This is a genomic window from Sutterella seckii (assembly GCF_009183815.1).
GTDB classification, from domain to species: domain Bacteria; phylum Pseudomonadota; class Gammaproteobacteria; order Burkholderiales; family Burkholderiaceae_F; genus Sutterella; species Sutterella seckii.
The window spans coordinates 13670-39073 of record NZ_WEHX01000012.1 but is presented as its reverse complement, the minus strand read 5'-3'; the positions used below and the strand labels follow the sequence as shown (position 1 = coordinate 39073).

General features: G+C 59.7%; 21 protein-coding genes and 5 tRNA genes. 16 read left to right on the top strand and 10 right to left on the bottom strand.

All coding sequences use genetic code 11. The features are described from left to right. Nucleotides 1-187 precede the first annotated feature (187 nt). From GBM95_RS03695 to GBM95_RS03685, 3 genes are all read right to left on the bottom strand, one after another. A complete protein-coding gene (locus GBM95_RS03695) occupies nucleotides 188-2017 on the bottom strand; it encodes a carbon starvation CstA family protein (protein WP_152157846.1) in 1830 nt (609 codons plus the stop codon). A gap of 303 nt (nucleotides 2018-2320) precedes the next feature. After that, nucleotides 2321-2872 carry a hypothetical protein gene (locus GBM95_RS03690; RefSeq protein WP_152157845.1) on the bottom strand — a complete coding sequence of 184 codons (552 nt, stop codon included), beginning with the start codon at nucleotides 2870-2872 and terminating at the stop codon, nucleotides 2321-2323. A 110-nt stretch (nucleotides 2873-2982) separates the two neighbouring features. Continuing rightward, nucleotides 2983-3432, bottom strand: coding sequence for a DUF1178 family protein (locus tag GBM95_RS03685; protein WP_152157844.1), 450 nt, complete (start codon nucleotides 3430-3432; stop codon nucleotides 2983-2985). Between the two features lie 191 nt (nucleotides 3433-3623). Between GBM95_RS03685 and GBM95_RS03680 the strand changes: the two genes are divergently transcribed. The 11 genes from GBM95_RS03680 (at nucleotide 3624) to GBM95_RS03630 (ending at nucleotide 11147) form a co-directional block, all read left to right on the top strand. Further along, a tRNA-Ser gene (locus GBM95_RS03680) sits at nucleotides 3624-3714 on the top strand. Between the two features lie 43 nt (nucleotides 3715-3757). Continuing rightward, nucleotides 3758-3832: transfer RNA gene (locus GBM95_RS03675), tRNA-Gly, on the top strand. Between the two features lie 131 nt (nucleotides 3833-3963). Further along, the gene (gene dnaQ, locus GBM95_RS03670; protein WP_152157843.1) at nucleotides 3964-4698 is read left to right on the top strand and encodes a DNA polymerase III subunit epsilon; all 735 of its coding nucleotides are present in this window, start codon (nucleotides 3964-3966) and stop codon (nucleotides 4696-4698) included. Between the two features lie 228 nt (nucleotides 4699-4926). Further along, complete coding sequence (locus GBM95_RS03665; RefSeq protein ID WP_152157842.1) at nucleotides 4927-5679, top strand: basic amino acid ABC transporter substrate-binding protein; 753 nt, start codon at nucleotides 4927-4929, stop codon at nucleotides 5677-5679. A gap of 262 nt (nucleotides 5680-5941) precedes the next feature. Then, nucleotides 5942-6607 carry an amino acid ABC transporter permease gene (locus GBM95_RS03660; protein WP_152157841.1) on the top strand — a complete coding sequence of 222 codons (666 nt, stop codon included), beginning with the start codon at nucleotides 5942-5944 and terminating at the stop codon, nucleotides 6605-6607. A gap of 154 nt (nucleotides 6608-6761) precedes the next feature. Further along, entirely contained in the window at nucleotides 6762-7025 is a 264-nt protein-coding gene (gene rpsO, locus GBM95_RS03655; RefSeq protein ID WP_374042055.1) for a 30S ribosomal protein S15, read from the top strand. 266 nt (nucleotides 7026-7291) lie between these two features. Continuing rightward, nucleotides 7292-9418: a polyribonucleotide nucleotidyltransferase gene (gene pnp / locus GBM95_RS03650; RefSeq protein WP_152157840.1), complete on the top strand. Its 2127-nt coding sequence runs from the start codon at nucleotides 7292-7294 to the stop codon at nucleotides 9416-9418. A 215-nt stretch (nucleotides 9419-9633) separates the two neighbouring features. Then, nucleotides 9634-10389 (top strand): triose-phosphate isomerase, encoded by a 756-nt coding sequence (tpiA, locus tag GBM95_RS03645; protein WP_152157839.1) that lies wholly within the window; start codon nucleotides 9634-9636, stop codon nucleotides 10387-10389. A 42-nt stretch (nucleotides 10390-10431) separates the two neighbouring features. After that, nucleotides 10432-10791, top strand: a complete 360-nt coding sequence (gene secG, locus GBM95_RS03640) for a preprotein translocase subunit SecG (protein ID WP_139687805.1) — start codon at nucleotides 10432-10434, stop codon at nucleotides 10789-10791. A gap of 68 nt (nucleotides 10792-10859) precedes the next feature. Beyond that, a tRNA-Leu gene (locus GBM95_RS03635) sits at nucleotides 10860-10944 on the top strand. A gap of 118 nt (nucleotides 10945-11062) precedes the next feature. Continuing rightward, a tRNA-Leu gene (locus GBM95_RS03630) sits at nucleotides 11063-11147 on the top strand. Nucleotides 11148-11551: 404 nt separating this feature from the next. Here GBM95_RS03630 and GBM95_RS03625 read toward each other — a convergent pair. Together GBM95_RS03625 and GBM95_RS03620 are read right to left on the bottom strand one after the other, a co-directional pair. Next, nucleotides 11552-11627: transfer RNA gene (locus GBM95_RS03625), tRNA-Arg, on the bottom strand. A gap of 43 nt (nucleotides 11628-11670) precedes the next feature. Beyond that, on the bottom strand, nucleotides 11671-14064 hold the full coding sequence (locus GBM95_RS03620; RefSeq protein ID WP_152157838.1) for an ATP-dependent helicase: 2394 nt from the start codon (nucleotides 14062-14064) through the stop codon (nucleotides 11671-11673). 203 nt (nucleotides 14065-14267) lie between these two features. Between GBM95_RS03620 and leuS the strand changes: the two genes are divergently transcribed. The 5 genes from leuS to GBM95_RS03595 all read left to right on the top strand — a co-directional run bounded on the left by leuS (nucleotide 14268) and on the right by GBM95_RS03595 (nucleotide 21495). Next, on the top strand, nucleotides 14268-16910 hold the full coding sequence (leuS, locus tag GBM95_RS03615) for a leucine--tRNA ligase (RefSeq protein WP_152157837.1): 2643 nt from the start codon (nucleotides 14268-14270) through the stop codon (nucleotides 16908-16910). 328 nt (nucleotides 16911-17238) lie between these two features. Continuing rightward, a complete protein-coding gene (locus tag GBM95_RS03610; protein WP_152157836.1) occupies nucleotides 17239-17760 on the top strand; it encodes an LPS-assembly lipoprotein LptE in 522 nt (173 codons plus the stop codon). After that, a complete protein-coding gene (holA, locus tag GBM95_RS03605) occupies nucleotides 17757-18764 on the top strand; it encodes a DNA polymerase III subunit delta (protein WP_152157835.1) in 1008 nt (335 codons plus the stop codon). Before GBM95_RS03610 ends, holA begins: the two co-directional genes overlap by 4 nt. A 103-nt stretch (nucleotides 18765-18867) precedes the next feature. Next, nucleotides 18868-20136 carry a glutamate-5-semialdehyde dehydrogenase gene (locus tag GBM95_RS03600; protein ID WP_374046851.1) on the top strand — a complete coding sequence of 423 codons (1269 nt, stop codon included), beginning with the start codon at nucleotides 18868-18870 and terminating at the stop codon, nucleotides 20134-20136. A 168-nt stretch (nucleotides 20137-20304) separates the two neighbouring features. Further along, a complete protein-coding gene (locus GBM95_RS03595; RefSeq protein WP_152157833.1) occupies nucleotides 20305-21495 on the top strand; it encodes a THUMP domain-containing class I SAM-dependent RNA methyltransferase in 1191 nt (396 codons plus the stop codon). Between the two features lie 84 nt (nucleotides 21496-21579). Here the strand turns inward: GBM95_RS03595 and GBM95_RS03590 are convergent, their stop codons facing one another. The 5 genes from GBM95_RS03590 to rpsP all read right to left on the bottom strand — a co-directional run bounded on the left by GBM95_RS03590 (nucleotide 21580) and on the right by rpsP (nucleotide 25345). Then, a complete protein-coding gene (locus GBM95_RS03590; protein ID WP_152157832.1) occupies nucleotides 21580-22686 on the bottom strand; it encodes an iron-containing alcohol dehydrogenase family protein in 1107 nt (368 codons plus the stop codon). A 328-nt stretch (nucleotides 22687-23014) separates the two neighbouring features. Further along, nucleotides 23015-23389: a 50S ribosomal protein L19 gene (rplS, locus tag GBM95_RS03585; RefSeq protein ID WP_152157831.1), complete on the bottom strand. Its 375-nt coding sequence runs from the start codon at nucleotides 23387-23389 to the stop codon at nucleotides 23015-23017. A gap of 101 nt (nucleotides 23390-23490) precedes the next feature. Next, nucleotides 23491-24255 (bottom strand): tRNA (guanosine(37)-N1)-methyltransferase TrmD, encoded by a 765-nt coding sequence (trmD, locus tag GBM95_RS03580; RefSeq protein WP_152157830.1) that lies wholly within the window; start codon nucleotides 24253-24255, stop codon nucleotides 23491-23493. Between the two features lie 20 nt (nucleotides 24256-24275). Then, nucleotides 24276-24827, bottom strand: a complete 552-nt coding sequence (gene rimM / locus GBM95_RS03575) for a ribosome maturation factor RimM (protein WP_152157829.1) — start codon at nucleotides 24825-24827, stop codon at nucleotides 24276-24278. Between the two features lie 236 nt (nucleotides 24828-25063). Next, nucleotides 25064-25345 (bottom strand): 30S ribosomal protein S16, encoded by a 282-nt coding sequence (rpsP, locus tag GBM95_RS03570; RefSeq protein ID WP_152157828.1) that lies wholly within the window; start codon nucleotides 25343-25345, stop codon nucleotides 25064-25066. Nucleotides 25346-25404 lie beyond the last annotated feature (59 nt).

Below are 25404 nucleotides of genomic sequence, written 5' to 3'. Positions count from 1 at the left end.
ACGACGGACACCCTTGCCTCTGGCTGTGAGCTTGGCACTACCTCCTGCTCATCGGGACTTTCACCCTATAGAAATCGCCCATGCCGGGCACACGAAAAAAAGCGCTCCCGCGGGATTGAGCCCGGAGAGCGCTTCGTAGCTTCAGAGACCCGGAAAGCGGCGCTTCCCGGGCTCATGCGTCATGAGGTTATTCCTCAACGATGGTCTTCACCTCAACGCCGTACGAGTCCTTGACGGTCGTATGGATGTTGAGCAGAGCCACCCAGCGGCGCAGCACGCCGATGATCACGAAGAGCATCAGAACCATGATGAGCGCGGAGAGGAATGCGAGCAGCATCTGGCCGTTGGGCAGGTACTGATTGAAGATCAGCCAGAGACCGGCCCAGAACGTGATGATGGTCATCAGGATGCCGGGAGCACCCGTCACCCAGGCGTACTTCACCTTGTTCATGCGCATGATGACGGTCGTGCCGATCAGGAGCGTCACGGAGGCGAGAAGCTGGTTGCAGATGCCGAAGAGCGGCCAGATCGAACCGATGTCGCCCGACCAGACGAGATAGCCCCAGGTACCCGTGAAGATCGCCGAAGTGATCACAATGCCGGGCCACCATTCCTTGTCGCCGAACTTCGGCCAGACCTTGCCCATCATTTCCTGCAGGAAGAAGCGGCCCACGCGGGTGCCGGCGTCAACAGCAGTCAGGATGAAGACGGCCTCGAACATGATGGCGAAGTGATACCAGTACGCCATCAGGCTTTCCATGAACGGAATCTTCGAGAAGATGTGAGCCATGCCGACGGCGAGCGACACCGAGCCGCCCGGGCGGGCCATCAGGCTTTCCTGAACTTCAGCCTCGAGCTGCGGGAGTTCGACGACGGACATGCCGAGCTTGGCGAACTTGTCGGCCGGAGCGTTGATCGCGAAGTAGTCGGCAGGAACGAGAACGCAGGCGGCAACGAGAGCCATGATGGCAACGAAGCCTTCCATGAGCATGGCGCCGTAGCCGACGAAGAGGACGTCCTTTTCATTGCCGATCATCTTCGGGGTCGTGCCCGTGCCGATCGTGGCATGGAAGCCCGAAAGCGCGCCGCAGGCAATCGTGATGAAGAGGAACGGAATCACCGGGCCGCCGATGATCGGGCCGCCGCCGTGGATGAATTCCGTGAGGGGCGGCATGTTGAAGTTGGGCATCACGAAGGCGATGCCGATCGCGAGCGCGCCGATCGTGCCGATCTTAAGGAAGGTCGAGAGATAGTCGCGCGGCAGGAGCAGGAGCCACACCGGAAGGACCGAGGCAAAGAAGCCGTAGATCGGGATGAGAAGACTCATCTCGGGCTTGTCGATGTCAAGGAAGCCGAAGTATTCGGGGTGCGAGGCAACCCACGGACCCGAAAGAATGCAGAGGAAGAGGAGCACGACGCCCATGATCGTGGCGCCCGAGACGTCGCCCTTGCGCCAGACCTGCATGTAGAGGCCCATCAGGATGGCGATCGGAATGGTCGCCGCCACGGTGTAGGTCGACCAGAGCGAGTTGTGCATCGCGTTGACGACCGCAATCGAAAGACCTGCAAGCGTGAGGATCAGAATCGCGAGCACCGCCCAGGCAGCAACTCGGCCCGTCGTGGAGTCGATTTCCTGGCTCGCAATGTAGGCGAGCGAATTGCCGCGGTGACGCACCGAGCAGAAGAGCACGACCATGTCGTGCACGCCGCCCGCGAGAACACAGCCGATCAGAATCCAGAGCAGGCCCGGGAGATAGCCGAACTGCGCGGCAAGAACGGGCCCGAGAAGGGGACCGGCGGCAGCAATAGCGGCGAAGTGGTGGCCGAAGAGAACGTACTTGTTCGTCGGCACATAGTCTTTGCCATCATCAAAGCGCACGGCAGGGGTTTCGCGGGCGGCATTGATGTTGAGCACCTTCTGAGCAATCCATAAGCCGTAGAAGCGGTATGCGATTGCAAAGATGCATAGAGCGGCGAATACGATGGTGAGTGCATTCACCCCGTTCAGCGTTTCCATAACGATCTTTTCCTTTGGTTGTGGATGGGACAACGCCAGAGGGAAAAGAACCGTCGCTTTCGAGTGAGTGATGAGGAATGAGCCTCGCTCAGCCTTCGCCAAAAGAGGTAATTATTATCGTAATCCCCTAGAGGTATTCGCTCTTATCGAAAACAAGCAGACTTTTCGTAGCGTCTAGCCGAAGTTTACCCATCAGCCGCACTGTAAGCGAAGATGTCGGACCGTTAGGAATTCGTTTTTTATTGATGCAAGGCCACGGCAATAGGCATTTGCCCTCAAATCCTCAGGCCTAGCCGTACCTCCTTACAGGTAAGGCATATATAGGTCGGAAAGCTTAAGCGACTCTGCCTTTCCGGAGAAGACTCCGGACCAGCCGATCATGAGCTGAATGTATTCAGCGGGATCTGCCTGAGCGCCTTCCGTTTTGATTTTTTCCTGATGTAGCGAAAGCCGCGAGAGCGAGGCTTCAAAAGCCTGGAGGGCCGCTGCGACGACATCGTGATCCGACGCGCGCGAAGGATCGCTTTCCTTTCCGGCTTCAGCAAGCGCCCGGGCAAGAACCTCCGGCATGGCGGCTCTCAGGTGCTCAGCAAGCCTCACGCCTGCCCAGCCGTTGGGCTCCACCCGATCGGGACCGGCCTTTCCTTCGAGAATGGCGCAGAGATCCTCAAAGAACTCCTTATGCTGCTCAGCGGCCTGTGCGGCATCCGGCGCTTCAGGGGTATGCGTCCTCAGCCATTCATCCTGCAGGTGCGCGATGCCGAGCTCCTCAAGCACCAGAAGCATCGTGCTCTGATCGGTGAGATCAACAACGCCGTAAGGCCTGACTTCATTGACGGGAGGAAACTGCTGCATAAGAAAATGTCGCTCGATTGAATAAAGCATCACGCCGGCCGCTCAAATGAAGGATCTTTCCACACTCCGGCGGGCAGGAGGATTTTAGCGGCAGGAAAGTGGGGCGAATCTTAATTGAGCGTGTCGACCGCCTCTTCGGGCAGATCAACGACGTCGATTCCCTCCGCGCGCAGGTCCGCTGCTTCGAGCGGCGTGCAGGTGCCGCGCACGAGCTTCTTGGGAACACTCCCTTTTTCCATATTCCGCACGGTTTCCGGGAAGGCTTCACCGACATCCTCGGCTTTTCTCGCGACCTCGCGCATAATGCCGAGCGCCTGCGCTCTCAGTGTCTCCCCGAGCTCGCGTGCTTTCCGGGCGTCTCTCACCGTGAGATCCTCTTCAACATCGCTTCTCGTCGTTCCTTCCACCGGCCGTATCTTTGCTGCCGACGGAAGCTTCCGAAGCGTCCCGTCGCCGCATGCAGGACAAACTTCGGGCAGATCTTCCGCGCGGTCGCTGCGGATCCACGCCTCGAAAACGTGGCCGTTTGCACACTGAAAATTAAAGATTTTCAAGCTCATAAAAGGATATCGCCGATGGAAAACAAAGCCCGGATTCTTCGCCGCAGGAAGAAATTCAGCCCGTTTGCAGGAAAAAACTTGACAAATTAAAAAGGGACATGCTACATTCCGCTTCCTCAGTTCAGGGCACTGCCCTCGCGATTCGATACCCAATCACCACGGGCCGGATCAATGCGTCTGAGGACATTCATGGAAGGATGGCAGAGTGGTTGATTGTACCGCCCTGGAAAGGCGGCATACGGAAATTCCGTATCGAGGGTTCGAATCCCTCTCCTTCCGCCAGAATTGCTTATCTTGATGAGTTGGTCTCATCAAGGCGCGCGAAGCGGGCGTCGTATAACGGCCATTACCTCAGCTTCCCAAGCTGATGACGAGGGTTCGACTCCCTTCGCCCGCTCCAGACGAAAGACGTCAAGCCCGACAGAAAGTTCTGCCGGGCTTTTTTGTTTTCCGTGCGACGAAGACTGACGTTCTGCGCGGCTACAATTTTTCTCGCTTCCCGATCTTCCTTTTCTCCCACGGGTGAACTTTATGGCCGCCAGAAATCGTCTGATTACGCTTGATACCGAAACCACGGGCCTCAATGCCAAAGGCGGCGACCGCATTATTGAAATCGGCTGCGTGGCGCTTGACGGCCGCGTCATGAAGAGCACCAAGGAAAACCACCTTCAGATCTTCATCAATCCGGAGCGGGAGGTGCCCGAGGACGCCGTCGCCATTCACGGCATCACGACGGAATTTCTTGCCGACAAGCCGAAATTCGCTGAAATTGCGGATGAGTTCCTCGACTTCGTCCGGGATTCGACGCTCGTCATCCACAATGCCGCATTCGATACGGGCTTCCTCAATATGGAGCTCGAACGCATCGGGAAGGGCCAGATCGAGGACTACTGCGACGTCATCGATACGGTCAAGCTCGCCAAGAAGCTTCTCCCCGGACGCGCCGTAAGCCTTGACGCGCTCTGCCGCTACTACGAGATCGACAACTCCAACCGCACGCTCCACGGGGCGCTCCTTGACGCGGAGCTGCTTGCCGAGGTCTACATTTCCCTCACCCGCGGGCAGGACACGCTCACGCTCGTGAATGAAGACATCGACAATCTCCCTCCGATGCCGAAGGAGGAGGACTGCGTCATCATCCGCGCCAATGCAGAGGAGCTGGCAGAACACAACCGCATCCTCGACATTGCCGAAAAGAAATCCAAAAGCACTCCCGCCTGGCGCCGGGAAGCAGCAGAAGCGGCGCCTGCGGACTCCGCTTCCTGAGTGCGTCTTTTTGTCGACCAAATCCGCCAATAGCACGGCCATTCTCGCGCTTTAATCGCATGAATCCTCAAGGAAAACCATCGTAATTCCGGTTGGGACAAGAAGAGACGACATTGCGCGCAGACCGAAGCCGGCCGCCCGCTATGATCCCCGGAAATATGATCCGGTTTATCCGCCAGCAACGGGCATCCGGAAAACGAACGAGAAACCACTTCCGGAGATTCAGTCATGCAGTTCAAGAATTTTGTCGTCTGCGCCTGTGCAGTTGCCTGCGGTCTTGCCGCTTCGATCGGTGAAGCCCGCGACCTGCTGCGCGTCGGCACTGAGCCCACTTTTGCGCCCTTCGAATTCCTCGATACGAAGACGAAGGAATACACGGGCTTCGACATGGATCTCATCCGCGCTGTTGGCGACAAGGCGGGCTACGACGTCGAAATCCTCAATATGGGCTTTGACGCCCTCGTCCCGGCCGTCATGACGGGCACGATCGACGTAATCGCCGCGGGCGTTTCCATCACGCCCGAACGCCAGAAGCGCGTCGACTTCACGACGCCCTACTACACGTCCGGCCTCTCGATGCTCATTCAGAAAAAGAACGTCGGGAAGTACAAGACCTTCGACGATCTGAAGAACACGAACCTTGCCGTTCAGATCGGCACCACGGGGGCTGAAAAGGCCAAGACGATCCCGGGCGCCAAGGTTTCTAGCTTCAATACCACGAGCGAAGCCTTCATGGATCTGATGTCCGGCAACTCCGACGCCGTCGTGCTCGACCGCCCGGTGCTCGCCTACTACCTCAAGAACCAGGAACGCGCCGCGAAGGTTCTCACGATTCCGGCCTACATCGCCGATGCTGAGAGCTTCGGCTTTGCCGTGAAGAAGGGGAACACCCAGCTCCTCGAGAAGCTCAACAAGGCCTATGCAGATCTGAAGGCTTCGGGTGAAGTCGATAAGATCTACAGCAAGTGGTTCCAGGAATAATCCCTCGGACGCCGCTCGCGCGCGCCAGCAAGACCTGTCGGGGAAGTCCCTGAGACAGGCATTTCCCCGGCATCGACGTTCTTTTCGCGAACGCGATGCCGGCGTCATATAGAATGCCGCGGCCGGACCAAAGCCGGAAGCTGAGCATGTTTTCCTCAGGCATGCTTCAGCTCACTCAATCAAACAGAGCCCGGATGATGATTCATCCGTTTTTCCCACAGCCGGCGGACCTCCGGCACTGATCAGTCTCTATAGAAACACCATGGAATTTGATCTCTCCCTCATTGCCTCGAGCTTCCCGCTCCTTCTGCGCGGCGCAGGCCTCACGCTTGAAATCACCGCGCTCTCCGTAGGCATTGGTCTGCTTCTCGGCCTTCTGCTCTCGCTCCTGCAGCTCTCGAAAAGTCCGTTCCTCAGCATTCCCGCGAAGGTCTACGTCGACTTCATCCGCGGCACGCCGCTCCTCATTCAGATCTTCATCATCTACTTTGCGCTCCCCAACATCGTGGGGCACCGCATTGATCCTTATGTGGCGGCCGTTGCGGCCTGCTCGCTCAACTCGGGCGCCTACATTGCGGAAATCTTCCGCGGCGGCATTCAGTCGATTTCGCTCGGCCAGTACCGCGCCGGCCTCTCGCTCGGCATGACGAACACCCAGACGATGCGCTACATCATCCTGCCGCAGGCCTTCAAGCGCATCATCCCGCCGATGGGCAATGAATTCATCGCCATGCTGAAGGACTCCTCGCTCGTTTCCGTCATCGGCTTTGAGGAACTCACGCGCTCCGGCCAGCTCATCATTGCTGAAACCTACGGCACGCTTGAAATCTGGACCTGCGTTGCGATTCTCTACCTCGTGATGACGCTCACCATTTCGCGCTTCATCTCCTGGCTCGAAAAGCGCTTCCGCAAGTCAGACGACCGCTAATACTCAACAAAATTTCCGTCTCAGGGCGTCATGATGAAAAAACAATGCATTTTGCTTGCATGGCGCCCGTGAGGCAGATAAAATGCCCGCTTTCACGGCTCGAGTCACAACGCTCGTGTCCGCAAGTTTTACCATCTCTTTGACAGGAATATCCATGTCTGAACTGACCAAGTCTGAGATCGTTGCCAAGTTCCAGCGCGCCGAAGGCGACACTGGCTCTCCCGAGGTCCAGGTGGCCCTTCTTACGGCCCGCATCAATCACCTCACGGATCACTTCAAGGTCCACGCCAAGGATCATCACAGCCGCCGCGGCCTGCTCCGCATGGTTTCGCGCCGCCGCAAGCTCCTTGACTACCTGAAGCGCACCGATCTTAACGCCTACCGCAAGCTGATCGACACGCTCAATCTGCGCAAGTAAGCTCGAAGAGATTCTCAAGACAACGGCCTGCCGATTTCGACAGGCCGTCGTCCTATCTGCCAACCCCGTCTGATCGTTGACGAACACCCTCCGGATCCTCCTGCCTTCCACCCAAGCGCGTTGCGATTTGAGCACTTACTTTCCTCAAGCGTGAATGCTCAAACCGCAGCGTGCCGGCGATTCAAATCCGAACCGCCGGCGAAAGCGGGAAGAAATGGAACGTCAGCGAAAAGACATCCTCCCAGAGAAATAAGGAAGCATTACTCATGACGATGTTCAATAAAGCAACGCAGTCCTTCCGGTTCGGCAATCACGACGTCACGCTTGAAACCGGCGAAATCGCCCGTCAGGCCACCGGCGCCGTCGTCTGCCGCATGGACGACACCGTGGTTCTCGCCACCGTCGTCTGCAAGAAGGAAGCCAAGCCCGGCCAGGACTTCTTCCCGCTTACCGTCGACTACATTGAAAAGACCTACGCGGCCGGCCGCATCCCCGGCGGCTTCTTCAAGCGCGAAGGACGTCCCTCTGAAAAGGAAACCCTCACGAGCCGCCTCATTGACCGCCCGATCCGCCCGCTCTTTCCGGACGGATTCTTCAATGAAGTTCAGGTCATCATTCACGTTCTCTCCGCCGACCCGCAGGTTGATCCGGACATCCCCGCGATGATCGGCACCTCCGCCGCCCTCGCCGTTTCCGGCATCCCCTTCCGCGGTCCGATCGGCGCCTGCCGCGTGGGCTACATCAACGACCAGTTCGTTCTCAACCCGACCACTGAAGAGCTGAAGACCTCGCGCCTCGACCTCGTCGTCGCCGGCACGGAACGCGCTGTTCTGATGGTTGAATCCGAAGCCGACATCCTTCCCGAAAAGACGATGCTCGACGCCGTGATGTTCGGCCACCGCGAAATGCAGACCGCCATCAAGGCGATCAACGAACTCGTCGCGAAGGCCGGCAAGCCCGCCTGGGATTGGCAGCCGCCCGCCCGCAATGAGGCGCTCATCGCCCGCGTGACCGAGATCTCCAACGAAGGCCTCCACGCCGCCTATGCGATCCGCTCGAAGCAGGCCCGCAACGACAAGCTCCGCGAAGTCTATGAACTCGTCGAGAAGACGCTCGCCGCCGACGCTGAAGCGGCCGGCACCGAAGCGCCCGACATGAACGAAGTTCACGGCATTCTCTTCGAACTCGAAGCCCACCTCGTCCGCTCGCAGATTCTCGCCGGCGAACCCCGCATCGACGGCCGCGACACCCGCACGGTCCGCCCGATCGAAATCCGTCAGGGCGTGCTCCCGCGCACCCACGGCTCCGCCCTCTTCACCCGCGGCGAAACCCAGGCGCTCGTCACAACGACCCTCGGTACGAAGCAGGATGAGCAGATCATCGACGGTCTCTGCGAAGAGTCGCACGACCGCTTCATGCTCCACTACAACATGCCCCCGTTCGCCACGGGCGAAACGGGCCGCGTCGGCTCCCCGAAGCGCCGCGAAATCGGCCACGGCCGTCTCGCCAAGCGCGCTCTGAAGGCTGTTCTTCCCTCTGCTGAAGACTTCCAGTACACGATCCGCGTTGTTTCCGAAATCTGCGAATCGAACGGCTCCTCCTCGATGGCTTCCGTCTGCGGCGGCTGCCTCTCGATGCTCGATGCCGGCGTTCCGCTGAAGGACTACGTCGCCGGCGTCGCGATGGGCCTCATCAAGGAAGGCAACCGCTTTGCCGTCCTCACCGATATTCTCGGCGACGAGGATCACCTGGGCGACATGGACTTCAAGGTTGCCGGCACGGAAAACGGCGTGACCGCGCTCCAGATGGACATCAAGATCGAAGGCATCACGGCTGAAATCATGCAGGCCGCCCTCGCGCAGGCGCATGAAGGCCGTCAGCACATCCTCGGCCGCATGCACGACATGGCCGGCGGCGGCGCGAAGGAGCTCTCCGACTTTGCTCCGCGCATGGTCTCCTTCAAGATCAATCCGGAAAAGATCCGCGACGTGATCGGCAAGGGCGGCTCCGTGATCCGCGCGCTCACCGAGGAAACCGGCACGACCATCAATGTTGAGGACGACGGCACCGTCACGATCTCCTCGCCCGACATGGCCCGCGTTGCTGCTGCCCGTAAGCGCATCGAGGACATCACGGCGGAAGTTGAAGCCGGCCAGATCTATGAAGGCACGGTTACGCGCCTCCTCGACTTTGGCGCCATCGTTCAGCTCCTCCCGGGCAAGGACGGTCTCCTCCACATCAGCCAGATCGCCAACGAGCGCGTCAACGCCGTTTCCGACTACCTGAAGGAAGGCCAGAAGGTCCGCGTGAAGGTCATCGAAGCCGACGAGAAGGGCCGCGTTCGTCTTTCCATGAAGGCGCTTCTGCGCGATGAAGGCGCCCAGCAGCAGTAACGTTTGACTCCGGCGGGAAGGGAGCTTTTCTGATCCTTCACCCGCCGCAAATGTCTGCAGCGCCTGCAGCTTCAAGCCGGCCCTGCGTCTCGAGAAAGACGCACGCCGGCTTTTCCACGCATAAGCCCCGCCGGGGACAAAGAAGCTAGAATTATTCTTTATCCCCTGCGGAATCCGGGAATTTTTTCCCGCTTTAGAGAGACTACGAATACTTCATGCGCGAACGAATCGTCATAGCCAACTGGAAGATGAACGGCAGTCGGGAAGCCAATGCCCTCTGGGTTAAAAACTTCCTTGCGGAACCTGTGCGCCTTTCCTGCCGCACGGTTGTCTGCGCGCCCTTCATTTATCTTCCCGGGCTCACTGAAGCCTGCCGGGATACCTCGATTGAAATCGGCGCCGAAGACGTGAATGAAAATTCCTCCGGCGCCTTCACGGGCGAAGTCTCTGCGGCAATGCTCGCGGACTTCGGCATTCGGTTCGCCATCGTCGGCCACTCCGAAAGACGTCGCCTATACGGCGAAACGGACAACCGCGTCGCCATGAAGGCCGTTACGCTCGTGAAGAACGGCATTCGCCCCGTCATCTGCGTGGGCGAAACGCTCGAGGAACGCGAACGCGGGGAGACGCCCGCCGTCATTCTCCGTCAGCTCAATGCCGTCCTCGCGGTTCTGAAGCCCGAAAGCATCGGCGCGATTGCCTATGAACCCGTCTGGGCGATCGGCACCGGCCGCTCTGCGGATCCTGCAACGGCTCAGACCGTGCATGCCGGCATCCGCGCGCGCCTCGTGCAGGCGGCTCCGGAAGCGGGCAAGCTCACGCCGATTCTTTACGGCGGCAGCGTCACGCCTGAAAATGCGGCTTCGCTCTTTGCCGAAGCCGACATTGACGGCGCGCTTGTCGGCGGCGCCTCTCTCAACGCACAGAGCTTCTACAGCATCGGCGAAGCGCTCTCTGCGGCCAGACCCTGATTTCACCCCACTTTTTTCCAAGCATTAAAGGTTTAGAGAACCATGCACTTCCTGCTCAGCATTGCGCTTGTTCTGCAGATCATCTCAGCCGTCGTCGTCATCGTCCTCGTGCTGATGCAGCACGGCAAGGGCGCCGATCTCGGCGCAGCCTTCGGCAGCGGCGCCTCCGGCTCCGTTTTCGGCGCCACGGGCAGCGCGAATTTCCTCTCGCGCTCCACCGCCATTGCCGCTACGGTCTTCTTCTGCTCCACCATTGCCCTTACGCTCGCCTCCGGCGCCTTCAACAAGCGCGCCTCCGTCCCCCAGGGCGGCGTTCTTTCGACGGTCGAGCAGCCGGCATCCCAAGAACAGGGGATGCCCAACAATCAAAATAATGCCCCCGTCAATCAAATTCCGAGGTAGAATTCTTCTCCTCTGCTGATGAACACCTCAGTTCAAAAACAAATCAGCAGAGAACAACTTGAAGGGCCGCGGTCGTGGCGAAATTGGTAGACGCACTACTTTGAGGGGGTAGCGGAGCAATCCATATGAGTTCAAATCTCATCGACCGCACCATATTCGCTGGGGTATCGCCAAGTCCGGTTAAGGCAGCGGATTCTGAATCCGCCATACGTAGGTTCGAATCCTACTACCCCTGCCAGGTCGATCAGGTTGTGACAATTTGAAGGTTTTCGCGGTCGTGGCGAAATTGGTAGACGCACTACTTTGAGGGGGTAGCGGAGCAATCCATATGAGTTCAAATCTCATCGACCGCACCACATTCGCTGGGGTATCGCCAAGTCCGGTTAAGGCAGCGGATTCTGAATCCGCCATACGTAGGTTCGAATCCTACTACCCCTGCCAAATGTATTGAGAAGGCTGGTTCGAAGGAACCGGCCTTTTCTTTTGCCTGTACGCCTTAAAAACAATAATCAGGAGCTGCCGCACAGCGCTTTGGTGCAGCTTCTGCTGAGCTGAGGTCAAGCGCTCTGATGCGAAGAGGCCCGGAGACGCTCACTCGTTTCTCTCAGCGCGCCTTCTGCGCGTCAGGCAGCCGACTCCTGCCGAAGCGGTGGGATTTAAACGGCAGGCAACAAAAAAGCCCTGAGCCGACGCAGGCTTCCAGGGCTTTTTGATTTCTGGCGGGATTCAGCGCTCTCAGAGCAACGCATTGAGAGGCTCGTGGTGGGACCACCGGGACTCGAACCCAGATCCGACCCTTAGGAGGGGCCAGTTCTATCCAGTTGAACTATGGTCCCGCCATCTTTCTCGCGAAAGGGAAATGGATTCTAGCATGCTCCACTAGGATCCGCGACGAACAAGATGGAGCTTGTCGCGCGCGAAGGAAAGAAGCAGGTCCTTGGTGCCGGCTTTGCCGAAATCAATTTCAATGATGAGGCTCGTGCCGGTGCCGATGAACTTCTTGACGACGCCTTCGCCGAAAGCATCGTGCTTAACGACGTCGCCCTTGTTGTAGCCCGACTGCTCGGCAGCCTTCTTCTGCATGGCTTCAAACTGGCCCGTGCCGCGGAAGGACATGCTGTCGCCCGATCCCATCGAGGACGAGCGCCCGTAGGAAGAAGACGAACCGTAGCCGCCTCTTCCCTGTGAACGACCTGAACGGCTGGAGCTCCCCCAGGAGCGGCCCCAGCCTTTTTCATCCTGATCCTCATCTTCGTAGGAAGGCTGATAGACCTTCTTCTTATTCGCCGGACGGATGTCAAGAAGCGACTGCGGGATTTCGTTCACGAAGGAGGAAAGCGGGTTTTTGAAGGCATTGCCGAACATCAGGCGCTCGCGCGCGTGCGTGAAGGTCAGGTGCTTCTTCGCGCGCGTGATGGCGACGTACATGAGGCGGCGTTCTTCCTCGATGCCGCCCCCCTTGCTTCCCTTCGATTCGGTCTTGATGGCGGAGAAGTGCGGGAAAAGACCTTCCTCGGCGCCGATGATCCAGACCCAGGGGAATTCAAGGCCCTTCGCTGAATGCACGGTCATGAGCTGCACGGCATCCTGGTCGGCATTCTCGTTCCTGTCGCCGGCCTCAAGCGTCGCCTGCGTGAGGAACCCTTCCATGGGCGAAGGCGAATCGTCGCTCACCGGCGCAAAGGCCGGGTGATTGAGCTCCACCTTTTCGTTTTCAAGCCAGCCCTTCGCGGCTGAAATCACTTCACGCATGTTCTCAACGCGATCGTCGCCCTCCTTCTCCTTCCGTGCCGCTTCCTCCAGACCGGAAGCCTTGATGACGTGGTTGATGGCTTCAAGGAGAGGCATCCCGTCCGCAGCAATCCTCATCTGGGTGATGAGGTTTTCAAATGCCATAAGCTTGGCTGGCTTTTCGATCATGCGGTCGGTGAGGGCCGCCCAGAGGGAGATGCCTCTTTCGCGCGCTGCATTCTGGAGGACCTCAATCGACTTGGCGCCGATTCCGCGGGTGGGGGTGTTGACCACGCGCAGGAAGCTCGTGTCGTCCCAGGGGTTCGTGATCATGCGCAGGTATCCGAGCACGTTCTTCACTTCAGCGCGCTCGAAGAAGCGCAGGCCCCCGTAGACGCGGTAGGGAATGCCGCGGCCGGAAAGCTCCGTTTCAATCGAGCGCGACTGCGCGTTCGTGCGGTAGAGAACCGCAAAGTCGCGCCACTTCGCCCCCTTATGGCGAGCGTTTTCCATCTGGTCGGCCACCCAGCGCGCTTCCTCGATATCGGTATCGAGCTCCTTTACGGTGATCTTTTCGCCGCTGTCGCCGGCCGTCCAGAGGTTTTTGCCGAGCCGCCCCTCGTTCTGCTCAATCAGCCCGTTAGCGGCATCGAGAATCGCCTTGGTCGAGCGGTAGTTCTGTTCGAGGCGGATGGGATTCTTGACGTGAAAATCCTTGATGAAGTCGGTCATGTTGCCGACATTCGCGCCGCGGAAGGCATAGATCGACTGATCGTCGTCGCCCACGGCAAAGACGGAATTAAGCGCCCCCCCGTCAGGACCGAGCCCCGTGCCCGCAAGGAGCTTGAGCCAACGGTACTGCAGCACGTTCGTATCCTGGAATTCGTCGACCAAGATGTGGCGGAAGCGCTGCTGGTAATGAACGCGCACGAGCTCGTTTCTTTCAAGGAGCTCGTAGCAGCGAAGAAGAAGTTCGGCAAAGTCGACGACGCCCTGCTTCTGGCATTCGCTCTCATAGGCGCGGTAGAGATCCACCTTGGTCGAATTGTCGGCGCCGCCGATCGAACCCGAATGCGCGGCCCGCACGCCCTGCTCCTTCATCCAGTTGATGAAGGAGGTGACGGACCTCGGATCCGTCCGTTCCGGATCCACATTGGCCGCCTTCATGATGCGCTTCACCATGGCGAGCTGATCGGCGCTGTCGATGATCTGAAAGCTCTTCGGGAGGCCCGCATATTCGGCGTGCCGGCGCAGAATCCGGTTGCAGAGACCGTGGAAGGTGCCGATCCACATGCGCTTCAGATCGTAGGGAAGCATTGATTCCAGACGCGTCACCATTTCCTTTGCAGCCTTATTGGTGAAGGTGACGGCAAGGATTTCCGAAGTGGTGGCGAGATGCTCCTCAAGAAGCCAGGCAACCCGGGTTGTGAGGACCCGGGTTTTGCCCGAGCCCGCGCCCGCAAGGATCAGAACGGATTCCTCGGGGGCGGTGACGGCCTCGAGCTGTTTGGGGTTGAGGTTCTCAAGAAGATCAGACGGCATGACTCGAATAAACGGAATGCTTCAAAACGGGAAAAGCGATTTTAACCGTCCGGGAAAGAACTTCGAAGCGCGTCTGAGCTCGGGCAAAACTCTTCGCCGGAGCGCTCTCCGACGGGCCTCGAACGGCGCGAAGCCCTGCCCGCTCGGGCTATACTTTCCTGTTATTTTTCTCCACCCACAACTCACACTGGATAAAGAGCGTTATGCGCGAGACATACTCCCCCCAGGAGGTCGAATCCGAAGTTCAGGCGATGTGGAAGGCCGGCGACGTTTATCGCGCCCATGAAGAGGCGCTCGACGCCGAAGGCCATCCGAAGCCCAAGTTCTACGTGTGCTCCATGCTGCCCTACCCGAGCGGCAAGCTCCATATGGGCCACGTCCGCAACTACACCCTCAACGACGTCATGTACCGCTTCCACCGCATGAAGGGCTACAACGTCATGACCCCGATGGGCTGGGACGCCTTCGGTCTGCCCGCGGAAAATGCGGCGCTCTCGAAGAAGGTCGCCCCCGCGAAGTGGACTTACAGCAACATCGCCGACATGAAGGCTCAGATGGAGCCTCTCGGCCTCGCCTTCGACTGGTCGCGCGAAGTCGCCACCTGCAAGCCCGACTACTACCGCTGGAACCAGTGGCTCTTTCTGCGCATGCTCGAAAAGGGCATTGCCTACCGCAAGACCCAGATCGTCAACTGGGACCCGGTCGACAAGACCGTTCTCGCCAACGAACAGGTGATCGAAGGCCGCGGCTGGCGTTCGGGCGCGATCGTTGAAAAGCGCGAAATTCCGGGCTACTACCTCGGGATCACGCAGTACGCGCAGGAACTCCTCGACGACCTGAAGCAGCTCGACGGCTGGCCCGAACAGGTGCGCCGCATGCAGGAGCACTGGATCGGCCGCTCTGAAGGCGTCACGCTTTCCTTCCCCTATGAACTGAGGGGCGAAGCGAAGCTTCTCAACGTCTACACGACCCGTGCCGACACGCTGATGGGCGTCACCTTCGTTGCGATCGCTGCCGAACACCCGCTCGCCACCTATCTTGCGAAGGACCGCCCCGACCTGCAGGCCTTCATCGCCGAATGCGCCAAGGGGAGCTTCTCCGAAGCCGACATGGCGACGATGGAAAAGAAGGGCGTCCCCACGGGCTTCCATGTCAAGCACCCGCTCACGGGCGAACCCGTCGAAGTGTGGATCGCCAACTACGTCCTCATGGGCTACGGCGAAGGCGCCGTCATGGCCGTGCCTGCGCACGACGAACGCGACTTCGCCTTTGCGAAGAAGTTCGGCCTCCCCATCAAGCAGGTTGTTGCGGTTGAAGGCGAAACCTTCTCGACCGACGCCTGGCAGGAATGGTACGGCGACAAGACGCTTGAAACGCACCTCGTCAACTCGGGCGAATTCAACGGTCTCGGCCTTCACGAGGCGATCGACGCCATTGCCGCCGCCCTCGAGAAGAAGGGCCTCGGGCACAAGGAAGTGAAGTTCCGCCTGCGCGACTGGGGCATTTCCCGCCAGCGCTACTGGGGCACGCCCATCCCGATGATCAACTGCCCGCACTGCGGCCCGGTGCCGGTGCCCGATGAAGATCTGCCGGTCGTCCTCCCCGAGGACCTCGTTCCGGACGGATCCGGCAACCCCCTTGCCAAGTGCGACGCCTGGAAGAACGTCAAGTGCCCGAAGTGCGGCGGCGACGCTGAACGCGAAACCGACACGATGGACACCTTCGTCGACTCCTCGTGGTACTTCCAGCGCTACTGCTCGCCCGACTGCACGACGGGCATGGTCGACAAGCGCGCCGACTACTGGATGCCGATGGATCAGTACATCGGCGGCATCGAGCACGCGGTTCTGCATCTCCTCTACGCCCGCTTCTGGACGAAGGTCATGCGCGACTTCGGGCTCGTCAAGTACGACGAACCCTTCAAGAACCTCTTCACGCAGGGCATGCTGATGGCCGAGTGCTACTACCGGGATCTCCCGGACGGGCACCGCCGCTGGTACTACCCCGATGAAGTCGAGGTTCAGTACGACGAGAAGGGCCGCCCCGTCGGCGCCATCTCGAAGGAAGACGGCGAACCCGTGGTACTGGGCGGCATCGAAAAGATGTCGAAGTCGAAGTGCAACGTGGTTGAGCCGCGCGACATCATCAACAAGTTCGGCGCCGATACGGCCCGCAGCTTCGTGATGTTCGCCGGTCCCCCTGATCAGTCCGCCGCCTGGTCGAATTCGGGCGCGGAAGGCACCTTCCGCTTCCTTCGCCGCGTCTGGGCCTGGGCCTATGCGCACCGCGAGGAAATCATCGCCGCTCCGGCGGTTGAAGCCTACACGGGCGAAATGAGCCACGAAGCCCGGCATCTGCGCCGCGAAATCCACTCGGCGCTCCGCCAGGCGGAATTCGACTACGGCCGCATGCAGTACAACACCGTTGTTTCTGCCTGCATGAAGATGTTCAACGCGATCGACGCCTTCAAGGGCGACGAAACCGCGGGCGGCAAGGAAGCGCTCAAGGAAGCCGCGTCGATCCTGCTTCGCACCCTCTACCCGGTTGCGCCGCACATCACGACGAGCCTCTGGGGCGAACTCGGCTTCATCCCGCTCATGGGCGACATCATCGACGCCAAGTGGCCTGAATGGTCCGAAGAGGTCATCAAGGCCGATGAACTGAAGCTCGTCGTTCAGGTGAACGGCAAGCTGCGCGGCTCGATCCTCGTCTCCGCCGAGGCTTCTGAAGATGAAATCCGCGAAGCCGCTCTCGCCAATCCGGACGTGAAGAAGTTCGTGGGCGAAGCGACCGTGCGCCGCGTCATCATCGTGAAGAACAAGCTCGTCAACGTCGTGGCGAAGTAAGTTCTTCTCTTCTTCCTGACGGAGGAACCGGCATTTCCCGGACGGAATGCGGTTCCCCGTCCCGAAGCCGACTGAACGGCTCTTTCCTCTTTCGGGAAAGAGCCGTTTTTCTTGGTGCGCCTCCTGAAGTCCGGCACCGGAAGACACACACATCATCTTCCCTTTATCGAAACGCCTCTCCCGCGGCGTCTCCCCTGAAGGCGCGGAATTGAGGCACGGCAAACCTCTATAATCAATGGACTCCACCCGGCCGCACTGAGGGACGATGATCTCCCCGGAGCGCGAAGCCGGCAGACCTTCCGCGAGCTCCCAGGGCACACACTTCAAAATGTTCGAGCGACTTACCCGCCGTCAGATCCTCAGCGCCAGCGGCGCACTTCTCGGCTCCACGCTTCTTGCGGGGTGCGGATTCCGCCTTCGCGGACACTTTGATGCGCCCTTTGAGACGCTCTACCTTCAGATGACGGAAAACACGCGCTTTTCCGGCCTCCTGAAGCGCATGATCGAATCGGGCTCAAGCATCCGCTGCGTCTCCTCGCCGCGCGAGGCGGACGCCATTCTCGAGCTCCTCTCCATGACGCGCTCGCGCGACATCCTCACCATCAACGATGCCGGGCGAGCCCGCGAGTATGAACTCACGCTCACGCTCGAATTCCGCTGCACCTCGCCCGAAGGCTACGAATACGTCGATACGACGCGCCTCATTGCGAACCGCGACATCACGTACACCGAAAGCGAATTCCTTTCGCGCGAAAAGGAAGAGGAAGTGCTCTACATCGACATGGAGAACGACCTCATCAACCAGATCGTGCGCCGCCTTGAGGCTGCGCGCACCCCTGAGCAGAAATGAGCATCGCCGCGCCTCAGCTCGAAGCCTGGCTCGGCCGCTCGGATTCGCTCGCGCCCTTCTGGCTTGCCACGGGAAGCGAACCGCTCCTGATGCTCGAATCGGGCGACCTTATCCGGCACCGGGCGAAGGAGCTCGGCTACAGCGATCGGCAGGTACTTGAAATGTCGGGCACTGCCGACTGGTCTCAGCTCATGGATGCGGCGGCTTCGATCGGCATGTTCGACGACCGGAAGTTTCTCGAAGTCCGCCTTCCCGGCGGAAAGCCCGGCGTCAAGGGTGCGAAGGCCATTCAGGACTTCCTCGCGATTCCCCCGGTTGAAGGCGTCATCACGCTCTTTACGCTCCCGAGACCCGACTGGCAGGGCGTAAAGGCCTCCTGGTGGAAGGCGCTCTCGGAAAAGTGCACCGTCGTCGACTGCGACCCGATTCCACGTCCGCAGCTCCCGGCCTGGATTGCGGCCCGCATGGCAAAGCACGGCCAGAAGGCCTCGCGCGACGTGCTTGAATCCTTTGCCGATCTGGTGGAAGGAAACCTCCTTGCCGCCCGCCAGGAAATCGACAAGCTTTCCCTCCTCTTCCCGCAGGGAGAGCTCACCCGCGAAAACATTGAAGCCTCCGTCGGGAACTGCTCGCGCTACACCATCGAGGGACTCGTCGACGCCATCTGCCTGGGCGCCTCCGACCGCGTATCGCGCATCATTGATGGTCTAGAAGCGCAGGGCGAGGTCTTTCCTCTCGTTCTGATGGTCCTCACCTCGCAGTTGAGAAACCTTGTGAAGCTCCGCACCGCTCAGGAAGCCGGTCAGAGCTTCGTGAAGGGCGTCTTTGCCACGCCCGCTCTCAAGGCGGGAGCGCGCCGCCTCAAGCTTCAGAAACTCACTGCCGCCCTTTCCGTTCTCGCCGACATTGACCGGATCTCCAAAGGCCTCGACGTGCCGGAGCGCGATTCCGATCCGTGGATTGAGCTCAAAAGCGTCTCGCTCTTCCTTGCGCGTTCGCGGTGAAGGCCCGCCACAGCCTTCCCGGCGCTCCTTAGAATGAGGAATCCCCTGCACTCGCAAAGACGAGCGATTTTCTCTTCTGGAGACCATACCCATGCCGGGATCCATGTCGCCCAAGGAACTCATTGAATCAATCGGAAAAGCTGCCCGCCGCGCCTCGCGCGAGATGGCCCGCGCCCGGACGGCAGAGAAGAATCTGGCGCTCAGAACCATTGCAAAGCTCCTGATCGAACGCGAAGCGGAGATCCGCTGCGCGAACGAAAAGGATCTTGAAGCCGCTCGCGCCGAAGGCCTGAGCGAAGCCTTTGTCGATCGCCTCACGATCACGAAGGCCGTTCTCGAACGGATGGCGGAAGGCGTGATTCAGATTGCCGATCTTCCCGACCCCATCGGAACGATTTCAGAAGTCCGCCCGATGCCCTCCGGCATTGAAGTCGGCCGCATGCGCGTGCCCCTCGGCGTCATTGCGATGATCTATGAGTCCCGCCCCAATGTGACGGTGGACGCCGCGGCCCTCGGCCTTAAATCCGGCAATGCCGTCATTCTGCGAGGCGGCCACGAAGCGCTTGAAAGCAATCGCGCGCTCGCCCGCGTTGTTGCCGAAGGCCTTCGCACTGCAGGTCTTCCCGCAGAGGCCGTTCAGCTTATTCCTAGCTCCGACCGCGCACTCGTAGGCGAACTCATTCGCGCCCGCGACTATGTCGACGTTCTCATCCCGAGAGGCGGCAAAAGCCTCATTTCGCGCCTCATGGCCGAGGCGACCGTGCCGATGATCAAGCACTTGAACGGCATCTGCCACACCTATGTCGATGAGGTCGTCGACCTTGACATGGCCGTAAAGGTTGCTGACAACGCGAAGACCCAGCGCTTCTCGCCCTGCAATGCGACGGAAACGCTTCTCGTCCATGAAGCCCAGGCTCAGGCCTTCCTTCCCCTTATCGGCAGGATTTATGCAGATAAATCGGTCGAAATGCGAGCCGACGAGAAAGCGCTCAGGATTCTTCAAAATGCGGGGCTTCCCGTCGTTCCGGCAGTTCCTGAAGACTGGGACACGGAATACAACGCCCCCATCATCAGCATTGCCGTGGTCTCGAGCCTCACTGAGGCGATCGACTTCATCGACCGCCACAGCTCGCGCCACACCGACGCCATTCTTACCGACAGCGTCAGGTCTGCGGAGAGGTTCCTGCGAGAAGTGGACTCAAGCTCCGTCATGGTGAACGCATCAACGCGCTTTGCCGATGGGTTTGAGTACGGGCTCGGGGCTGAAATCGGGATTTCCACCGACCGCCTTCATGCGAGGGGCCCTGTGGGTCTTGAAGGACTCACGTCCCTCAAGTACGTTGTGTACGGACACGGCGAAGGGCGTTCTTGATTGATAGTACTTTGAATTATTTTTACTCGAACAATTGAAAACCAGAGATCAGACGTAATTTTTGTCTTGCGCTCCTGACCTCCTCCCGGACGCCTCTTCGAATCCGCCATCGGGCCCTTTAAAATAAGGGCTCGATTTTTTTACTTTCGACCTCACACTGAAATCCTCATGCCGAGCTTTGTCTTTCATGCGCCCTGCCCCTTCGGGCTCGAAGAGCTTCTCTCCCGGGAAATTCTTGCGCTCAACGCTGATCCCGATCTCGTCCGTCCCGGCAAGGGCGGCGTTTCCTTTGCGGGCGGTCTCGACCTTGGCATGGCCGTGTGCCTTCACTCCCGGTATGCGACCCGCGTTCTTCTGCGCGTCGCCTTCGACGAATACTGGGACAGCCGCGACGTCTATTCCATTGCGCGCAGAACGCCCTGGGATAAGTGGTTCGGTCCCGACGTCACCTTCCGCATCCATTCGACCGCAAACCGCTGCCCGCTCGAAAGCCTTGACTTCGCGACGCTTCGCATCAAGGACGGCCTCTGCGACCGCTTTAATGAGCTAGCCGGCCGCCGTCCTTCCGTCGACCGCCGCCGCCCGGACGTGCGCCTTGAAGCCTACTTCACGTTCGACCACGTGAGCTTCTACATCGATCTCGCCGGCGAATCGCTCTTCAAGCGCGGCTGGCGCCTCGAGCACGGCGAAGCTCCTCTCAAGGAAAACCTCGCGGCGGCGCTTCTTGCGCTCTCAGGATGGACCCCTGAGAAGCCCCTCGTTGACCCCTTCTGCGGCTCCGGCACGATCGCAATTGAAGCGACCTCCATCGCCGCCAACATGGCGCCGGGCCTCAACCGCTCCTTTGCATTTGAATCCCTCTCCGGGTTCGACCTCGACCTCTGGCAGGAAATGAAGGAAGATGCCCGGGCAGCCGTGAACCTTCACGCGAAGGTCCGCATTGAAGCGCACGACATTTCCTCAATCGTCGTTGAGAAGGCAATTGAGAACGCGCGCCGCGCGGGCTTCGGCGCCATGATCGACGACGGGCGCCTCCTCTTCAGTCAGGGCGATGCCCGTGAGATTCAGGCGCCTGAAGGCGCGGAAGCCGGTCTCGTCATCGCCAATCCCCCCTACGGCGAACAGTCAAACCCCAAGTCCGCATCGATCGCCGCGATGATGCGCGACTTCGCTGCCGCGCTCAAAAGCAACTTCCCCGGGTGGACCGCGTGGCTTCTCACGTCCGACAGGCTGCTTCCCGGCCAGATGCGCCTCAAGGAATCCCGCAAGATCGTGCTCTTCAACGGGCCCCTTGAATGCCGCTTCTTCCGCTTCGACATGGTGGCGGGAAGCAACCGCAGAAAGCCTGCGGCCAATTAAGAGAAGGCTTTCAGTCAAAAGAAAAGCCGCTGCGACGGAGAAGCGCAGCGGCTTTTTCTTTTTGTCTTCGAACTTCGAAGCCGGTTACTTATTGGCGAGGAGTTCGCGGCCGAGCGCATCGACCTTGTAGATGCCGGCGCGGAACTTTTCCTTCGTCATTTCGTAGGGCACGCAGGTCCATTCCTTAATCGTGACGGCACGATCAACGAGGGCATCGACCTCTTCGGGCTTCGTAATGTCGAGTTCGCCGAGCGTCACCGGGAGGCCGAGGACGCGGTTGAACTCAAGCATGCGCTCGAGCGCTTCGTCGTTGCCGTCGACCGCATGGAGGACGAGCGTGCCGAAGCTCACGACTTCGCCGTGGAGATGCTTGTGAATGACGGGGAGCACCATGGAGGCGTTGTAGAAGCAGTGGGCGAGCGAGGAGTTGTAGTAGTAGCTGTCCTTTGTCGTCACGAGATTCGACGTAATGCCGGTCGAAATAATGATGTCGAGGACCGATTCCGTGAAGGCCTCGGTAACCTTGCCTTCGCGGAAGTCGAAGAGCGCCTGACGGCCGTAGGTAAGGAGCGGCTCTTCGCAGACGAGACCCACCTGGACGCCCAGGAGCGGCGTGTGGGAGAGGGCCTTGCCGCGCGAGGCAAGCTGGCTTTCCGCCTGCTTCGAGAGCGCGTCGCCGATGCCCGCCCAGAAGAGCTTCTCGGGGCTGTCGAGAATAATCGAAGTGTTGATGAAGCAGTGCGTCGCGCAGCGCTTCGGGAAGTGGTAGTGGTCAAGCGCGCCGTTCTCTTTGTAGATGACCGCAATCGCCGTCACCGGGGCGCAGTTGGAAGCCACGGTCGGAACCGAAAGGAAGGGCTTGTCGAGAATGTCGGCCGCGGTCTTCACCGTATCGACCGCACGGCCGCCGCCCACGCCGAAAATCATGTCGGCGCCCTTCACCTTTTCGTTCGAGGTGATGCGCTCGACGTTGGCCATCGTGGCGTCCTTGCCGTAGACGAACCAGTCGACGATTTCAATGCCGGCCTTTTCGAGACCCGCACGCAGCTGCGGACCCGCCTTTTCAAGGGCCGTTTCACCGCCCACCACGGCAGCCGTCTTGCCGAGGAAGTGGGTGACTTCGCCGATATTGTCGTAGCAATTCGGACCAACGCTGTAATGGGGCAGCGTCACTGTGTAGTTTTCAGCCATTTTGTCTTTTCTCCGTTAATTGGATGGGAGCGCAGATTGCGTGCCAGCGCGCTTTTGGAACTGCGCTCGGAAGCCCGCATTCCTGGTGCATGAGGCACCTTTTGAGGGCGGGTCTGTCGATTCTAGGAAAAGAGAGGATCATCCAAAGAGAGGCGGCCGAAAGAATTCCTCTCTTCCTTGCGGCACTTCCAACGGCAATGGATATTCGCCCTAAGCAGAAAACCTGAAGAGCGGGAAAAGACGGTTTCGGAGGCAATAAAAAACCCCCGGCGTTCGTAAACGTAGGGGGTTCCGGGCAAAGGGCCTTCCGGCCCTGTCGCTTCGAGGATTAGGCTTCGACCTTGCGGACGAGACGTTCCTTGATGCGGGCAGCCTTGCCGGAGCGTTCGCGCAGGTAGTAGAGCTTGGCGCGGCGGACGTCGCCGTGACGCTTCACTTCGATGCTGGCGATCATCGGGGAGTAGGTCTGGAACGAACGTTCCACGCCTTCGCCGGACGAGATCTTGCGAACGATGAACGAGGAGTTGATGCCGCGGTTGCGACGGGCAATGACGACGCCCTCGAAGGCCTGGACGCGCTTGCGCGAGCCTTCAACCACGTTGACGGAGACGACAACCGTGTCGCCGGCGCGGAAATCGGGGATGGTCTTGCCGGCGGTGACGCGGGCGAGTTCTTCCTGTTCAAGAACCTGAAGGAGATTCATTTTTTGCTCCAAAGCCATCATCATGCGGCCTGAGTGTTAGGGGACAAAATCCCGCCGCAGATAGGATGGTGATTGTTGTGAAAGGGGAAGCGCGGATAGGGTTATCTGCGCCCGCCCCTGGATTCGATCTTCGCGCCGAGAGACCTGAGGAACTTATAGTCCTCCTTGGTCAGCAGACCCGAAGAATCGGCGATTGTAATGAGGTCGGGGCGCGTCTGCAAGGTGAGCTCGAGACTTTTTTCGCGCGACCACTTTTCAATATTCTTGTGGTGCCCCGAAAGGAGCACCTCCGGCACCGGCATGCCGCGCCAGACTTCGGGCCGCGTATAGTGCGGCGCGTCGAGAAGCCCTGTCGCGAAGCTCTCATCGGAAGCCGAGAGATCCTTGATGGCGCCCGGAAGCTGCCGCACGACGGCGTCGATCAGGGCGCAGGCGGGGATTTCGCCCCCGGAAAGAACGAAGTCCCCGAGGCTCACGACCTCATCGACCTCGGCTTCAAGGAAGCGTTCGTCAATCCCTTCGTAGCGTCCGCAGACGAGCACCACGGGCTCATCGTCCGCTGCAATTTTCCTGACGCGCCGGTCGGTGAGGCGCGTGCCGTTGGGCGCGAAGCTCATGACGCGGCCGGTGTTGCCCGACTGACGGATCGCAGCGAGCGTCTGAGCGAGAGGCTCAGCCATCATCACCATTCCGGGGCCGCCCCCGAAAGGCCGGTCGTCGATCGTGCGGTGAAGGTCTGTGGCCGTATCGCGCGGGTTCCAGGTGTTGAGGGACCAGAGGCCGCGCTTTCTCGCCCGCGCCGTGATGCCGCAGTCGCGAACGCTCGCAAAGATTTCCGGAAAAAGCGTAATGACGTCAAAACGCATGGGGTTCACCTTTTGAGACTTCAGCGCCAGGCCGGATCCCAGTCAAAGACCGCGCGCTTTTCCTCAGGGTTGAGTTCAAGCACGTAAACGTCCTTGACGTTCGGGATGAGAAACTGCTTCCTTTCGCCCGCTTCATCCTCATATTCAATGACGAAGAGATCCTGCGCGCCGTTGGAGCTCACGCCCTCAATGACGCCCAATTCCTTTCCCTCGCGGTTGAATGCGGGAACGCCTTCAAGGTCGATCGCCCAGACCGCATCCTTGCCGGCAGCCGGGAAGTCCTTCCTCAAGACGCCGACCTTCACGCGGACGGCATCGGCCGCTTCCTTCGATTCGCATCCGTCCCATTTGGCGATGAGTCCCGTGCCGTGAACGCGAAGTCCCTTCACGTGCACGGGCGTCTTGACGCCGAGGCGGTCAACAAGCACCCAGTCGCGCACTTTCTGGAGCACCTCGCCCGTACCTTCAGGCTGAATGCGCACCCAGCCCTTGAAGCCGTAGGCGCCGGCGGTGCGGCCGAGCTCGATGAGTTCGTCCGGGGAATCGCTCCGGGAGATGTCGGAATCTGTCATGGCGAATGAAGAATGGGAAAGTTATAGACAAGCAAAACCCCGCATTTTCCTCTGGCGTAGATACCGGACCCCATTTTGGCGACCTTCCCTGGTGCTGATCCAATGTGCTTTGACACGAGAGGCACGATCTGCGAGCGGGAAGCTTCGCGGGAGTCCGCACCGAAAAGAGATGCGGGGTTTTCTAGCGGGACAAAAGATGCTTCAGGGAAGCATCCCGTCCTCTTCAAGAACTGAAATTATTCAGCCTTGGCAGGTTCTTCAGCGGCGGGAGCCGGCTGAGCCTTGAATTCCTTGACGAGACGGGCAACCGTATCGGAGAGCTGGGCGCCCTTGCTCTGCCAGTAAGCGACGCGCTCGAGATTGACCTGGAGCTTGACAGCCTGGCCGGCAGCCATCGGGTTGTAGAAGCCGACGCGCTCGATGAAGCGGCCGTCACGACGGCAGCGGGAGTCGCAAACGTTGAGGGAGTAGAAGGGACGCTTCTTGGCGCCGCCACGGGCGAGACGAATGATGACCATGAGTTACCTCTTAAATCATTGGTGCGTTGAATCAAAACCGAACCCCCGTCCCGGGGAGA